We start from the raw sequence: 14,808 nt of genomic DNA on the forward strand, positions 1-14,808 counted from the left end.
ATTCATCAGCTACTTCAAAGCAGTTTCTGCCTGGGGCGCAACGGCAGCTACTTCGTGGCGCGGGGGCATCAGGCTCCAGGGCCAGCCGGGTACGAAGGCCGGCCCGGGCATACCCTCAACCGCCTTCACTCGGACCATTTCTTCATAAAAAGTACGCCGTCCGGGCAGCAACTTTGTCCATTATTCCGTTTCAGGCACTCACGCTTGCCAACTCCCTGCGGCCGTACCGGCTGCTCCCCCATGCATCTTTTCGTTTATTCGCCCCTCAGCGCCTCGGCCCGCGCCTACCTTCAGCAGCAGCTCCCCGCCGACGTAGAAGTTACTTTCAGCCACGACTTAGCCCCCGAAGACCAGTTCCCGGCTTTCCAGGAAGCCGAGGTGCTGCTCGGCAACCCACCGCCCGTGTGGCTGGCGGCCGGCCCCTCGCCCCGGTTGCGCTTCTGGCAGATTGATTCGGCCGGCTTCGAGCGCTACCGCCACCTGCACCTCACGCTGCCCGTGGCCAACATGGGCGACTTCTTCGCCTGGCCCTGCGCCGAAACCATGGTGGGTGGCCTGCTGGCCCTCTACCGCCACCTGGGCGAGCTGGCCGTGCTCCAAGCCGAACGCAAATGGGTGGGCGGGGCCTATGTGCGCAACCGCGCCGGCCTGCTGCGCGGCAAGCGCGTGGTAGTGCTGGGCGCGGGGGCCATTGCGCTGGCCGTGCGCCAGCAGCTCAGCGGCTTCGAGTGCCCCGTGCAGCTGCTGGCCCGCACCCACCCCGAGGCCCAGCTCCATTCCAAAGAAGACCTGAAAGCCGCCCTGCCCGAAACCGACATCGTGATAAATACCCTGCCTGGCAGCGCCGAGGGCTTTTTCTCCGCCGATTTGGTAGCGGCCATGCGCCCCGGCAGCATCTACGCCAGCGTGGGCCGCGGCAACACCACCGACGAGCCCGCCCTCATCCGCCTGCTGCAAGCCGGCTACCTCGGCGGGGCCGTGCTCGACGTAACCGCCATCGAGCCCCTGCCAGCTGATAACCCACTCTGGACCCTGCCCAACGTGCTGCTCACCCAGCACACCGGCGGCGGCCAGCATAATGAAGACGAAAGCAAAGTCGACGTGCTGCTGCGCAATCTGGAACGGCTGCGCAACGGCCAGCCGCTGGAGAATCTGGTGGATTTGAGCCGGGGGTACTAGGTGGGGTGGTGGGATTCCGGCTGTCATCCTGAGCGCAGCGAAGGACCTTCTCACGCTTGCTCCGATTGGATTACTGCAAACCGTTTTTCGGTGATAAGGTCCTTCGCTCCGCTCAGGATGACAGCCGGAGCCCCGCCAATCCGCTACTTCCCCGGCACCCACGGCACCTCCGCCGCAAAAATCGCCTTCAGCGTGTAGCCCTTCGCCTCCTTCGCCGTGAGCTGGTGCGACCACGGCACCCGCCCCGCCGGGTTAGCGCCCGGCCCGGTGGAGCGGTATTCGGCGAAATAAGCCGTCTTTTCATTGGCCGGATTCTTCCAGTTGTCCCAGCCGGCGGGCACGATGTGGCCGCCCATTTCGGTGTTCAGATACACCACTTTGGCATTGGGCCGCCAGGGCCGGCCGAGGTGCACTTTTTTGGCCAACGCCGTGTCGGCGGTCAGCTTGCAGCTCAGAAACACGAAGCCGAAGGGCTGCTGCTCGGGCGTGGACGCGGCCGTGATGAACGAGCTTTTTTTGCTTTTGATAACGCAGTGGTCGAATACGGCCGTGCTGGCCCCGAAGATGAAATCCGTGGTGCCTTCGAGGTAGCAGTCCTGGAAATACTGGCGGGTGTGGCCGGCGGCCAGGAACAGGATGTCCTGATTGCCCACCACGCGGCAGTTTTTAAACGTGCAGCGGTCGCCCTCCACGTGTAGGGCCACGGCCTGCCCGGCGGTGTAGCCAGCGTTGTTTTCGAAGGTGAGGTTTTCGGCCGCGAAGTCGTTGGCCTGCACCAGCGCCGAGTACGAGGTATAGGTATTGTGCCCGCCCGCGTCGCCGGTGTGGTCGTTGAATGTGAGGATGGTGGTTTCGGGATTTTCACCAACCAGTTTTATGTGGGTTTTGAGCGTGTTTACCACCAGCTTTTCGCGGTAGGTGCCGGGCTTGATGCGGATGGTCACCAATTTTTGCGACTGGTTGGGCACGGCATCCACGGCGGCCTGCACGGTGCGGTAGGTGCCGGTGCCGTCCTGGGCCACGGTGATGGGGCCGGCGGGCGTTTGGGCAAAGGCTGGGGCGGCGGCCAGCAGCAAGAGAAGCAGAAGTTTCATAGAAATGTAGCGCGGACTTTGTAGTCCGCGTCCGCCGCGGAAATCTGAATAATATCCGAACGGCACGGGGACGCGGACTACAAAGTCCGCGCTACATTACTCCGCCGGCTGCCAGCCGTGCAGCACATTGTCGCGGGTATAAATCCGGGCTTCCGCGTCCGTAAGCTGGTGCGACCACGGCACTCGTTGCTTCGGCGCGGCTCCCGGCCCGCTCGACTTATACTCGGCGTAGTAGGCGGTTTTCTTGTTCGATTCCTTGTCCCAGAAGTCCCAGCCTTCGGGTCGAATCATGGCCCCCAACTCGCAGTTCAGGTACACGGTTTTGGCGTAGGGCCGCCAGGGCCGGCCCAGCCCAAAGCTACCCGCCGGCGCATCGCCGGTTATGCGGCAGTGGCTGAACACGTAGCCGAACCGCGCCGTGTCGGGCGTGCTGCCCGCCGTGACGTAGCCGCCGCGCTTGCAGAAAATCTCGCAGTTCTCGAACCACGCCGTGCTGGAGCCGAAGATGAAATCCACCGTGCCTTCGATGTAGCAGCCCTTGTAAAACTGCCGGCTACCGCGCCCATACGTGTACAGCGTGTCCTGAAACCCCAGAAACCGGCAGTTCACAAACGCCGCCTTGTCGCCATCGACCCACACGGCCACCGCCTGCCCCACCGGCCCCGACGAGTTCTGAAACGTGAGGTTCTCCGCCGAAAAATCAGCCCCGTAGATATAGCAGCTTGCCGAGCCCGACGTGCCCTTGTCTTCCCCAAAAATATTCTTCTTCTGGTTGTAGTCGTCGTAGGTCAGGATGGTCAAATCCCGGTCCTCGCCAATGAGCTTCACTAGCTGCTTCGAGCCAGCCAGTACCAGCTTCTCCTTATAAATACCCTTCTTGATGAAGATGGTGGTGACTTTCTTCCGGAAATCGGGCACCGCATCGAAGGCCGCCTGCACCGTGCGAAACCGGCCGCTACCGTCGGCCGCCACCACGAAATCGTAGCCCCAGGCCCGGCCTAGCCCGCCGAAACTCAGCAACACCAGCAGCAATAGATTCTTCATAATTCAGCCCTTAATATGCCGCAAACCTAGCGGCTGGCTGCGCCGAAAGCACGGTTTTTCTGCGCAATCGATGCCGGGCCACTGGCTTGTCGATGGCGTTCGAGTCCTTGTCGGTGGTATTCGGATGCTTGCCGCCGATACTCCATGCCTTGCCAGCGACGTTCCGGCACTTGCCAAAGCTGTTCCACCACTTGCCGGGGCTTATCCACGATTTGCCGGACCTTATCCACGATTTGCCAGGGCTTATCCACGACTTGCCGGGCTTCATCCACGACTTGCCGGGGCTTATCCACGACTTGTTGCCAGCGCCCACTCATCAAACGCAAAAAGCCCGACCAACCGGCCGGGCTTTCTTATTTCAACCATTCGCCGCGCTTATTCCTGCGAAACGCCGGCCGCTTTGGTCATCATGTCCACAATCTCGGCCGAGATGCCGGTGGTGCTGAAGCCGCCGTCGTGCATCAGGTTCTGCATGGTCACGTAGCGCGTGAGGTCCGAAAACAGCGAGATGCAGTAGTCGGCGCAGGCTTCGGCCGGGGCATTGCCCAGCGGCGACATCATGTCGGCGAAGTTGTAGAAGGCATCGAAACCCGTGATGCCGGTGCCAGCCGTGGTTTTGGTGGGCGACTGCGATACCGTGTTCACGCGCACTTTTTTCAGCTTGCCGAAACGCTGGCCGTAGCTGCGGGCAATGCTTTCGAGCATGGCCTTGGCCTGCGTCATGTCGGTGTAGTCGAGGAAGGCGCGCTGCGAGGCGATGTAGCTCAGGGCCACGATGCTGCCCCACTCGTTCATGGCATCCTGCTTCTCGGCCACGGCCATCATCTTATGAAACGACATAGCCGACACGTCAATCGTCTGCTGGAAGAATTTGTAGTCCAGCTCGCCGTAGTGCTTCTTTTTGCGGATGTTGGCGCTCATGCCAATGCTGTGCAGCACGAAGTCAATCTTGCCGCCCAGCTTCTCCTGCGCCCCCGAAAACAGCGCCTCCAGCTCCTCCGTCGACGTCGCATCGGCCGGGATGATGGGCGCGTTGCACTCCTCGCTCAGCTTGTTGATTTCGCCCATCCGCATGGCCAGCGGCGCGTTGGTGAGCACGAAGCGGGCGCCTTCGGCGTGTGCCCGCTGGGCCACTTTCCAGGCAATGGAATGTTCGTTGAGCGCGCCGGAAATGATGCCGACTTTGCCGGCGAGGAGGTTGTTAGCCATTGAGTAAATGAGTAAATGGGTAAGTGAGTAAATGAGCCGCTACTCGCGCCCAGTCTGATTTGGGCGGCAAGTTACTCATTTACTCACTTGCTCATTTACTACTTCGCCCCGCAGTGCCAGCAGTTCGCGGGCGCTCTGGAAGGCGTTTTCGCTGGGCTTAGCCCCCGCAATCATGTGCGCGATTTCCTTGATGCGGTCGTCCTGGTTCAGTTCACGAATGCGACTCACAGTGCGGTCGGCGCGGTCTTCCTTGTACACGAAGTAATGCACGTCGCCGGCCGCCGCCATCTGCGGCAGGTGCGAAATAGCCACGAGCTGGTGCTTCTGGGCCATCTGCTGCATCATGCGCCCCACTTTCACCGCAATTTCGCCCGAAATACCGGTGTCAATCTCGTCGAATACAATCGTGGGCAAAGCCGTCTTATCGGCCAGCATGTACTTAATGCACAGCATAAGGCGCGAAAACTCGCCACCCGAGGCCGCCTTGCTTAGCGTCTGGGGTTGCGCGCCCTTGTTGGCGGTGAAAAGAATGCTCACCACGTCGATGCCGCTGGTGGCCGGCGTGCCGGTACTGTGCTGCACCACAATGCGGGCGTGCGGCATGCCCAAATCGGCCAGCAGCAGCCCCAGCTGCTTCTCAAAATGCGGAAACGACTTGCGCCGGCTTTCCGAGAGCTTATTCCCCTGCTTCGTAACAGCAGCCAGCGCGGCATCCGAATCCTTACGCAAGCGGGCAATTTCCTTGTCCAGGCTCAGCACCGAGCTTACTTTCTGGCGCAGGCTGTCGCGCACCTCTATGAGTGCAGACAAGTCACGGGCCTGGTGCTTGCGTTGGAGAGTGTAAAGCACATTCAGGCGGTCTTGCAGCTCCTCGGCACGGGCGGGGTCGCCCTCGGTGCGGCGCTCGGCGGTTTCCACCTCGTCGGCAATGTCGTGCAACTCAATCAGGCAGCTGTTGAGGCGCTCGCGCAGCTCCTTGAAGTTATCGGCGTAGCTCGCCACCTGCCCCAGCAGGCCCACGGCTTCCTTGAGGTTGCCAGTGGCGCAGGTTTCGCTGTCGCGTAGGCCGTGCAGCGTCTGGCTCAGCTTGTATTTGATTTCCTCGGCGTGCTCCAGCTGTTTTATTTCCTGCTCCAGCGCCTCCTGGTCTTCGGTATCGAGGCGGGCTTCTTCCAGCTCATTCAGCAAGAAACTATTGTAGTCCAGCTCCTTGCTGGCCTGGGCCGCCTGGCTTTCCAACGCCTGCAAATCAGTTTCGAGCTTGCGGTACTGCCGAAAAGCGTGGCTGTACATGGTGCGCTGCGGCACCAGCCCGGCATACAAATCCAGCAGATTCAATTGAAAAACCCCATCACCCAGCAGCAGCGTGTCGTGCTGCGAGTGAATATCCATCAAATTAGCGCCAATTTTTCGCAGGGCTTCCAGCGTTACCGGCGTGTCGTTTACAAAAGCGCGCGACTTGCCATTCGGGCTGATTTCACGCCGCAAAATGCAGTGCGTGTCGTAGTCCAAATCCTCGGCCTCGAAAATATCCTGCAATTGGTAATTGGCAATATCAAATTGCCCTTCAATCACGCATTTGCGTTCGGTATCAAAGAGCATCCGCGAATCAGCCCGGTTGCCCAGCAGCAGGCCAATAGCGCCCAGCATAATGGATTTACCAGCTCCGGTTTCACCCGTAATAATGTTCAACAATGGCGACGGACGCAGCTCCAGCTGCTCAATCAGCGCGTAGTTATTAATCCGTAAATCGACTAACATTATAGTTAATTATGAATGTTGAATTATGAATTATGAATTAGAGAATCACCCTAATGGCAACTCATAATTCACAATTTATAATTCATAATTTACTTCAGTACCGTTTGATATTTTGCCGAATTCGTCGGGTCTACTTCCGTGAGCATGGTCACGAGCTGCTGCTTCTGCTGCTGGTCCTGACTAGTGCGGAAAATATTGGCGATTTCATCCGACTTCGCATCGAAAAAAGCGCGGGCAAATAAGGTCCCCGGGCGCGTGAGGGCGGCTTTCTGCACACCGGTTAGGGCCGCCATCACCGAGGTGCGGGCTTCTTCAGGCTTTTCGATGAAGATGTCCATTCCCTGGCGGTAGTAGCCGTAGAGCCCCGTGCGGAAAGCTTCGAGCTGCGGGTCGGTCAGATTGTCGAGGATGAAGTGGCGCTCGCGCGAGCCGCTGCCGCGCCAGCCTTCGTCGGTTTCGTTGGTCTGCGTCTGGTTGGCCGAGTAGTTGACCACATTGCGGGCCAGCTCATAGTACGGTGTGCCGCCCAGCCGGGCATACGTGTCGCGGTCAATCCCGATAACGAGGTAGGCATAATACCCCAGCAGCGACGACAGGTTGGAAACGAAGCTGTTGGGCGAAAAATCCAGCGGATTCTGCGGCGAGTAATTGAAGTTGAAATTGCGGTCGACGATGCTCACCACGTTGGTTTCGTAGCCAGTACCGTACACCGGGCGCGTCGAAATCAGGCGCATGGTGGTATTGTAAGTACCGTTCTGCGGGATGGCCGTGATGCCGACAAAAATTTTCAGCCGGATTCGTTCCTCGGGGCGGTAGGTCTGCGTAGTCCACGCCCGGTTGTTGAGGAAGGTGCGGATGTCGTTCTGCATCTGCGTGACGATGGTGGGGTCCGAAATCGTAACGTTTTCGGTCGACACACGCACTTCGGCCAGCAGCTCCTGGGCGCGGGCAGCGGGGCCGGCCAGCAGTAGCAGGACAAATACGGGCAGCGCGGCAAGGAATTTTCGCATCATGAGGAAGGGGCCAGACGGGCCAGAATCAGGCTAACCAGCCCGCGGGCCACATCGGCTTTGGACTGCAACTCAAAATTAACGATTTGGCCGGCCGCATCCAGCACGGTCACCTTATTGGTGTCGTGGCCGAAGCCCGCGCCCGCATCACGCAAGGAATTCAGCACGATGAGGTCGAAGTTTTTTCGGCGCAGCTTGTCCTGGGCGTGGGCCAGCTCGTTCGTCGTCTCCAACGCAAAACCGACGGCAAATTGTTCAGCCCGCTTGCGCTGGCCGAGCGTGGCGGCAATGTCTACGTTTTTCACCAGTTCCAGCGTCAGCGTTTCGCCCGATTTCTTGATTTTATCGACCGCGACGTGGGCCGGCCGGTAGTCGGCCACGGCCGCCGCAAAAACCCAAACGTCGGCTTCTGCCGCTACTTCAGCCGCTGCGGCAAACATCTCCGCCGCCGTTTCTACCCGCACCGTGCGGATGCGCGGGCTAGCGGGGTCCGGCAGGTGGCTGGGGCCGCTCACCAACGTCACGTCGGCGCCGTGCGCGGCAAAGGCTTCGGCCAGCGCGTAGCCCATTTTGCCCGTCGAGCGGTTGCCGAGGAAGCGGACGGGGTCGAGCGGTTCGTAGGTAGGGCCGGCCGTGAGGAGAACGTGCATCAACTATTAAATGGATTGAGGAAAAACGAACCCAAAGAACGTCATGCTGAGCGCAGCCGAAGCATCTCTACCGCTTCGTTGTAATCGTAAATGATTAGTTGCACGGTAGAGATGCTTCGGCTACGCTCAGCATGACGTTCATTTAGCCCCGATTTTATTGAAATACCGCTCCAATTCCGCCACAATATCCTCGGGCTCCAGCATGCGGCCCTGACCATTGAGGCCACTGGCCAACTCGCCGCTGGGCGAGTCAAAAACGTGGTTGCCGAAGGAGCGTAACCGCGCCAGGTTCTGCGTCACGGCCGGGTGGGCAAACATATCCAAATCCATGGCCGGGGCGAGGAAAACCGGGCAGCGGGCCGACAAATACACGGCGCATAGCAAATTGGGGCACAGGCCATTGGCCAGCTGGCCGATGGTGTTGGCGCTGGCGGGCGCAATCAGAAAGGCATCGGCCCAGAGGCCCAGCTCGACGTGGTTGTGCCATTCACCAGCCGCCGCATCACGCAAAAAGCCCGTCAGGACGGGCTTTTTGGAGAGGGTGCCCAGCGTGAGGGGCGTCACGAAAGCCGTGGCGGCTTCGGTGAGGATAACCTGCACTTCGGCCCCGGCTTTAATGAGCAGGCGCATGAGCGGGGCGGCTTTATAGGCAGCAATGCTGCCGCTGACACCCAGCAGGATGCGCCGACCGGCAAGAGAGGAAGCTGATTGCTGATTGCTGTTTTCAGGCATCACCGAATAAAATCAAAAAACGTCATGCTGAGCGCAACCGAAGCATCTCTACCGTGATAGTAAATCCTTTCGATTGGATTGCTACTGCGGTAGAGATGCTTCGGCTGCGCTCAGCATGACGTTCTAGTATTGAACTACCGTCGTTCGTTTAGAACAGCTCGCGGGGCACCGGAACTTCTTCGGGCGCGGGCGTGGAGTAGTAGATTTTGCCTTGCAGGAACTCCTCGATGGCCAGGCTGGTGGGCTTGGGCATGCGCTCGTACTGCTTGGAAACTTCGATTTGCTCGCGGTTTTCGAACACTTCTTCCAGGTTATCAACCGTGGAGGCAAACTCGGCAAGGCGGTCGTTCAGCTCTTCTTTCAGCTTCACCGACAGTTGGTTGGCACGCTTCGAAATCACAGCAATGGCCTCGTACACGTTGCCGTTGTCGCCTGTGATGTCGGCCACATTGCGCGTGATGATGGAGCTCGACGGGGTGTTGGGATTAGGTTTCATGGGCTGATTTAGTGACAAATTAGTTGGCGCCGGCCGTGGGCACGGCCTTCAGGCGAACAATCTCGGCTTGGCTGAAATCGTACATATCCTGCGCGGCTTTCAGGCTCTTGCTCTTCGGATACGTGTCGAGGAACTGTTGGTAGAAGCTTACCGCATCCAAATAACGTTCCCGCTGCTTCGATTCGATGCTTTCCTTAGCCCAGGCATATTGGGCGCTCAGGCGCAGGAACGCAGCTTGTTCGGCGTAGGCCGAGGCCGGGAAGTTAAGTTGGAAGTTGGTGAGCGCCACCACCGCTGCCTGATTGTAGCGCAGCTGATAATAAAGGCGGGCGCTTTCGAAAGCCTTATTTTCCAGCTTGCGCTGGAGCTCCTGCGACATGTTCTCGGTTTCGGCCTTGAACTTGCTTTCGGGGTAGCGGTTCAGAAAATCCTGAATGGATTCTAGGGCTGATATCGTGTTAGTCTGGTCCAGCTCGTAGCTCGGCGAGTCGAGGAACAACGACTTGGCGTGCAGGTACGCGGCTTCTTCGGAATACTCCGAATTCGGATACGTATCGGTAAACGACTTGAAATAGAAGGCGCTCAGCACGTAGTTACGCTGCTTGTAGTTGGTATTGGCGAAGTAGAACTGGGCTTTTTCGGCCTCGGGGCGGCCTTTCAGCAGCGGAATGAGGTCTTCGAGCAGCGTACCGGCCCGGAAAAAGTCGCCTTTGTCATAGTACTTGACGGCGGCTTCGTACTTTTTATTGACGTCGGTGCTTTTCAGCAGGCGTTGGTAGCCACTGGCGCAGGAGCCCAGAATGAGCGTACTAACGAGCAGAAACAGAACCGTGAGGCGGGAAATCGGCATAAGGGGTGCAAAGGTAACGATTTGAGCCGGCGGAGGCAAACCGGACGGCGGCTGGGGCTGGCCCGACTGCCAGGAAGAGGCCCGGCGAGGGACCAATGGTTGCAGCTAGCGCCGCACAGGAGTGGTCGCGGCCGCTGGCTTGGCCGGCGCGGAAATAGTCGGTTTATTGACTGGCTTGGTGGGTTGGGCCGGGGCAGCGGACTTGGGGCCGGTGATTTTGGCGGGCGTTTTAGCCTTCGGTTTGGTCGTGCGCTTGGTGGCGGGAGTGGCTTTTTTCTTCACCACTTTCTTCTTCACGACTTTCTTTTTGGGGCGGTCGTCAAATTGTTTGCCCAACACCTGGCGACGGGTGGGCCGTTCCTTGGCGCGCCACTGGTAGCCTTTCAGGCGCTCGTCGTCGGGCTTGAGCTCGTGGGGCGGGATGAATTTGGCCTCGGGATTGGAGAGGACGGAGATTTTATTTAGCTTGTTATCAAGAAATAACAGGCGCATGTTGGCCGAGAGCACGCGGTTCATACCGGTGGTGGCGGTATCGCCGTCGAGGGCGTAGAAGATGCTTTCGGCGTTGCCGAGCACGTCCACACGGCGCATCTTGTTGTCGCGGAAGTAGGCCATCATGTTGCGGCCCTTGGTTTGGTTAAAGTTCAGGAGCGTGTCCTGATTCACGGCAAACGCATTGGAATAGAGGCGCATCTCGTCCACCTTGCCGCGCTTCGAACGAATCTGGATGGAGTCGGCGGTGAGCTGGTTTTTGGCCTGCCACAGCACCGGGTCGCGGTTGAGATAGATGATGCTGTCCTGGCGGTCGTAAGTTAGTGAGTCGCAGATTCCCTGGAGGTTACCCCGGAAAATCTGCACCTTCGGGAAGGCGTAGAGGATGGTGCGCGTGGTGGTCTGGCCGGGCCGGGCCTCGATGCTAATAAGCGTGTCGGCCGCCATGTAAAGCGTGTCTTTCTGGCTGCCGATGTTGCGCACCACCGGCCGACCGCCGTAGAGTTTGGTGCGGCCCAAGGCGCGCCAGTACCTGCCGGCATCGCCGCGCAGCACCAAGTTGTCCTTCTTGGAAGTGAGCGAGACGTGGCCGCGCGCCACGCCGTACTGTTTCACCTCGTCATACACCAGTTGGTCGCCGCCCAGCAGGTAGTTGGGCGTGTCGATTTTGGCTTTTTTCTTGAAGTCCGAAACGCGGGTTTTGGTGTTATAATTGCCGCCTTCGGCATACAGATTCCCTTGCTTGCCTTTGATGCGCGTGGGACCGTTGAAGTAGGCGATTTTGCTGACGGTGTTGTAGCGCAGCGTGTCGTTGTTCAGCTCTGAATCGGGCGTTACAAGGTGCACGTTCTGCTTGAAAACGAACACCTTGGAATTCGTATCGTAGAAACCCTGCTGGCTGTCGAGGGTGTTCTGCGGGTCGGTGAGGTGGCCGGTTTCGGTGTAGGAGGCCGTTTTGCGGTTCAGGTCGTAGTCGAGGCTGGGCGTGGTCAAGGTCATGCGCGGGTCGCGCATCACCACGTTGCCGGTCATGCGGGCCGTGCGCAGGGCACCGTCGTAAAAGCCGTGGTCGCCGGTGATAGTCATGGTGTCGCTCTGCACCACGCGCACGTTGCTAAACGCCTCTACCTGATTGCGCTCCAGGTATTGGTAGGCCGAATCGCAGTACAGAAATACATCGTCCTGCTGAAAGCTGACATTGGTAATCAACTTGCGGATTTTTACCCCGTTGAAATCACCGCCTACCAGCTCGCCAGCCGTGAGCAGCTTGATGGGTGAGCCTTTGGGGGTGGGCTGACTGGTCCCAGAACGCGGACCCGCCGGGGCAGTCTGCGGCGGCCGGGTGGCCGGCGGCGTGGGGCGCTGGGCCTGCCCCAGCAGTGGCACCAGCAGGCACAGAAGTAAAAAAACGCGAAAGACGGCCATTGAGGGCGCAAAGGTACGGACGGAGGCCGCGCTAACGGCCATCTTTGCACCGTAGTACATACTGGCCCATTGGGCCGCCCGTTGCATCATGCTGGAATCCGTTCGCCGCTTCATTGAAGAAAACAATCTATTTTCCATCGAAAATGACCCCATTCTGGTCGCGGTAAGCGGCGGGCTCGATTCGGTGGTGATGCTGGACGTGCTGCACAAGCTGGGCGCACAGGTGGCAGTGGCGCACTGCCACTTCGGCCTGCGGGGCGAAGATGCCGACGCCGACGAGCAATTCGTGCGCAAGCTGGCCAAGCAGTACGGCCTCCCCTACTTCGCCGAGTTTTTCCAGACCAAAGCCTACGCCGAGCAGGAAGGCATTTCGACCCAGATGGCGGCTCGTTTCCTGCGCTACCGCTGGTTTGAGCAGGTGCGGCAGGTACAGGGGCTGGCTTACATCGCCACGGCGCACCACCAGCGCGACGAGGCCGAAACCATGCTGCTGAACCTCACGCACGGCACCGGGCTGGCTGGCCTGCACGGCATCCAGGTGAAAAACGGATACATCATTAGGCCGCTGCTGGGCCTGAGCCGCGACGACCTGCACGAATACTTAGTGGAGCGCGGCCTGCGCTGGCGCGAAGACGACAGCAACGACAGCCCCGTGTACCAGCGCAACCTGCTGCGCCACGAGGTGCTGCCCGTGCTGCGCGAAATCAACCCCAACCTCGACCAGACCATGCACGGCACCGCCGAGCGCGTGGGCGGGGCCGAAGAAATCGTGCGCCGCTACGTGGAGGAAACCTCCGCCCAAGCCCGGCGCGACGAGGCCGAAGTGACTTATCTGAACATCAGCACGCTGCAAAAAACAGCCGCCACGGCGCTGGTGCTGCACGAGATTCTGCGGCCATTCGGCTTTTCGTGGCTGGTGGTGAAGGACATTGTGGCGGCTTTCGGCGGCGAGTCGGGCCGGAAGTTTGATTCGCCCACGCACCGGCTGGTAAAGGACCGGGAGCACCTGGTTATCACGCCGCGCCGGCTCACGCAGTTCGGCACATTCCAGCTGGCGGCGGGCCAGACCGACCTGCTGGCTGATGGCATGCGCCTGAAAGCCGAGCTGCACGACGATGCCCGGCACTTCGTTATTCCCCGCTCGAAAAGCACGGCCGCGCTAGACGCCGACAAAATCAAATTCCCACTCACGCTGCGCAAATGGCAGGAAGGCGACTGGTTTATGCCGCTGGGCATGAAGGGGAAAAAGCTGCTCAGCGACTTCCTCATCGACCAGAAAGTGCCCTTGAACCTGAAAGATGACGTGCGCGTGCTCACCTCGGCCGATGGCAAAATCTGCTGGGTGGTGGGCTGGCGCGTCGATGACCGGTTTAAGGTAGAAGAAACCTCTGAGCGGGTGCTGACGGTGCAGCGGATGTAGGCTTTCCGGGCAATCGATTTAACTGCTGAACTTCATCTTGGGTAAAAACTTGCCTTTTTTCACGAAAGCTTGGGCGGCCCGTCCGTACTTTTACCCGCGAAACTCCAACCCCCCAATTCTTTTTCTATGAAAGTTACCGTAGTCGGAGCCGGCAACGTGGGCGCAACCTGCGCCGATGTGCTCGCCACCCGTGAAATTGCCAACGAAATTATTCTGGTTGACATTAAGGAAGGCATCGCCGAAGGCAAAGCCCTCGATATCTGGCAGAAAGCTCCGATTATCGGCTACGACTCGCGCACCGTGGGCGTGACCAACGACTACGCCCGTACCGCTGGTTCGGACGTGGTGGTAATTACCTCGGGCCTGCCCCGCAAGCCCGGCATGAGCCGCGACGACCTGATTGCCACCAACGCTGGCATCGTGAAATCGGTGACCGAGCAGGTAGTGGCCCACTCGCCCAACGCCATCATCATCGTGGTGAGCAACCCGCTCGACGTGATGACCTACCAGGCCCACCTCACCGCCAAGCTGCCCCGCGAAAAGGTATTCGGCATGGCCGGCATCCTCGACACGGCCCGCTACCGCGCCTTCCTGGCCGCCGAGCTGAACGTGAGCCCAAAAGACATTCAGGCCGTGCTCATGGGTGGCCACGGCGACACCATGGTGCCCCTGCCCCGCTACACCACCGTGGGCGGCATTCCGGTTACCGAACTGATTTCCAAAGAGAAGCTTGACGCCATCGTGCAGCGCACCGCCGTGGGCGGCGGCGAGCTGGTGAAGCTCATGGGTACTTCGGCCTGGTACGCGCCCGGCGCGGCCGCCGCTCAAATGGTGGAGGCCATCGTGCGCGACCAGCGCCGCGTGTTCCCCGTGTGCCTGGAGCTGCAAGGCGAGTACGGCATCAACGGCGTGTACCTCGGTGCCCCGGTTATCCTCGGCAAAAACGGCGTGGAGCGCGTGATTGAGCTCCAGCTCAACGACGAAGAGAAAGCCATGCTCGAAACCTCGCGCGGCCACGTGAAAGAGGTGATGGATGCGCTCGACAAAATGAGCAGCGCTCAGCATGCTTAAACAGTTTTGATTGTTGTAAAAAAGGCCGATGCTGCATAGCATCGGCCTTTTTTTGTGACTATCCTTTTCTTCGCAGCCCTGAATGTGAGATGGTGAATTAATCTGCTTACTTTGCAATATTCCTGCCCACCTGCCTTACTACCTTCATGAAAAAATCCCTGACCAATTCGTTCGATAAGGTGTTCTTAACCATCGAATTCGATGCGGCCAATCAATGGATTTACAACAACTGGACGGGTGTGCTGCCCACCGAAAAAGTTATCCAGGGCTGCCAGGCCACCATCGATTTCCTGCGGGAAAACCGGTGCGCCCACATGCTAAATGATAACCGCGAAGTCATCGGCTCATGGAGTTCGGCCAACGACTGGATTGCGG

General features: G+C 59.4%; 13 protein-coding genes and 1 pseudogene. 4 read left to right on the forward strand and 10 right to left on the reverse strand.

What is annotated here, in order from left to right; genetic code table 11:
* Positions 1 to 240 precede the first annotated feature (240 nt).
* Positions 241 to 1,179 (forward strand): D-2-hydroxyacid dehydrogenase, encoded by a 939-nt coding sequence (locus AAFH49_RS02030; protein WP_342295612.1) that lies wholly within the window; start codon positions 241 to 243, stop codon positions 1,177 to 1,179.
* A 143-nt stretch (positions 1,180 to 1,322) separates the two neighbouring features.
* Here the strand turns inward: AAFH49_RS02030 and AAFH49_RS02035 are convergent, their stop codons facing one another.
* The 10 genes from AAFH49_RS02035 to AAFH49_RS02075 all read right to left on the reverse strand — a co-directional run bounded on the left by AAFH49_RS02035 (position 1,323) and on the right by AAFH49_RS02075 (position 11,942).
* Positions 1,323 to 2,273, reverse strand: a complete 951-nt coding sequence (locus AAFH49_RS02035) for a pectinesterase family protein (protein WP_342295614.1) — start codon at positions 2,271 to 2,273, stop codon at positions 1,323 to 1,325.
* A 96-nt stretch (positions 2,274 to 2,369) separates the two neighbouring features.
* A complete protein-coding gene (locus AAFH49_RS02040) occupies positions 2,370 to 3,317 on the reverse strand; it encodes a pectinesterase family protein (RefSeq protein WP_342295615.1) in 948 nt (315 codons plus the stop codon).
* A 375-nt stretch (positions 3,318 to 3,692) separates the two neighbouring features.
* Entirely contained in the window at positions 3,693 to 4,526 is an 834-nt protein-coding gene (locus AAFH49_RS02045) for an enoyl-ACP reductase FabI (RefSeq protein WP_342295616.1), read from the reverse strand.
* Between the two features lie 75 nt (positions 4,527 to 4,601).
* The gene (recN, locus tag AAFH49_RS02050) at positions 4,602 to 6,287 is read right to left on the reverse strand and encodes a DNA repair protein RecN (protein ID WP_342295617.1); all 1,686 of its coding nucleotides are present in this window, start codon (positions 6,285 to 6,287) and stop codon (positions 4,602 to 4,604) included.
* Between the two features lie 89 nt (positions 6,288 to 6,376).
* Entirely contained in the window at positions 6,377 to 7,300 is a 924-nt protein-coding gene (gene porD / locus AAFH49_RS02055) for a type IX secretion system protein PorD (protein ID WP_342295618.1), read from the reverse strand.
* Positions 7,297 to 7,947, reverse strand: a complete 651-nt coding sequence (locus AAFH49_RS22175; protein ID WP_425293311.1) for a phosphopantothenoylcysteine decarboxylase domain-containing protein — start codon at positions 7,945 to 7,947, stop codon at positions 7,297 to 7,299. Before AAFH49_RS22175 ends, porD begins: the two co-directional genes overlap by 4 nt.
* 138 nt (positions 7,948 to 8,085) lie before the next feature.
* On the reverse strand, positions 8,086 to 8,679 hold the full coding sequence (locus tag AAFH49_RS22180) for a flavoprotein (RefSeq protein ID WP_425293312.1): 594 nt from the start codon (positions 8,677 to 8,679) through the stop codon (positions 8,086 to 8,088).
* Positions 8,680 to 8,827: 148 nt separating this feature from the next.
* Positions 8,828 to 9,175 carry a DNA-directed RNA polymerase subunit omega gene (locus AAFH49_RS02065; protein WP_342295619.1) on the reverse strand — a complete coding sequence of 116 codons (348 nt, stop codon included), beginning with the start codon at positions 9,173 to 9,175 and terminating at the stop codon, positions 8,828 to 8,830.
* A gap of 19 nt (positions 9,176 to 9,194) precedes the next feature.
* Positions 9,195 to 10,025 carry an outer membrane protein assembly factor BamD gene (locus AAFH49_RS02070; protein WP_342295620.1) on the reverse strand — a complete coding sequence of 277 codons (831 nt, stop codon included), beginning with the start codon at positions 10,023 to 10,025 and terminating at the stop codon, positions 9,195 to 9,197.
* 105 nt (positions 10,026 to 10,130) lie between these two features.
* Positions 10,131 to 11,942 (reverse strand): OstA-like protein, encoded by a 1,812-nt coding sequence (locus tag AAFH49_RS02075; protein ID WP_342295621.1) that lies wholly within the window; start codon positions 11,940 to 11,942, stop codon positions 10,131 to 10,133.
* A gap of 88 nt (positions 11,943 to 12,030) precedes the next feature.
* On the opposite strand from AAFH49_RS02075, the gene tilS reads away from it, so the two are divergent.
* From tilS to AAFH49_RS02090, 3 genes and pseudogenes are all read left to right on the forward strand, one after another.
* Positions 12,031 to 13,362 (forward strand): tRNA lysidine(34) synthetase TilS, encoded by a 1,332-nt coding sequence (tilS, locus tag AAFH49_RS02080; RefSeq protein WP_342295622.1) that lies wholly within the window; start codon positions 12,031 to 12,033, stop codon positions 13,360 to 13,362.
* Between the two features lie 126 nt (positions 13,363 to 13,488).
* Complete coding sequence (mdh, locus tag AAFH49_RS02085; RefSeq protein WP_342295623.1) at positions 13,489 to 14,433, forward strand: malate dehydrogenase; 945 nt, start codon at positions 13,489 to 13,491, stop codon at positions 14,431 to 14,433.
* 146 nt (positions 14,434 to 14,579) lie between these two features.
* Positions 14,580 to 14,808, forward strand: a pseudogene (locus AAFH49_RS02090) (STAS/SEC14 domain-containing protein); the annotation flags it as partial.

The sequence above is a fragment of the Hymenobacter segetis genome (assembly GCF_038448715.1).
GTDB classification, from domain to species: Bacteria; Bacteroidota; Bacteroidia; order Cytophagales; family Hymenobacteraceae; genus Hymenobacter; species Hymenobacter segetis.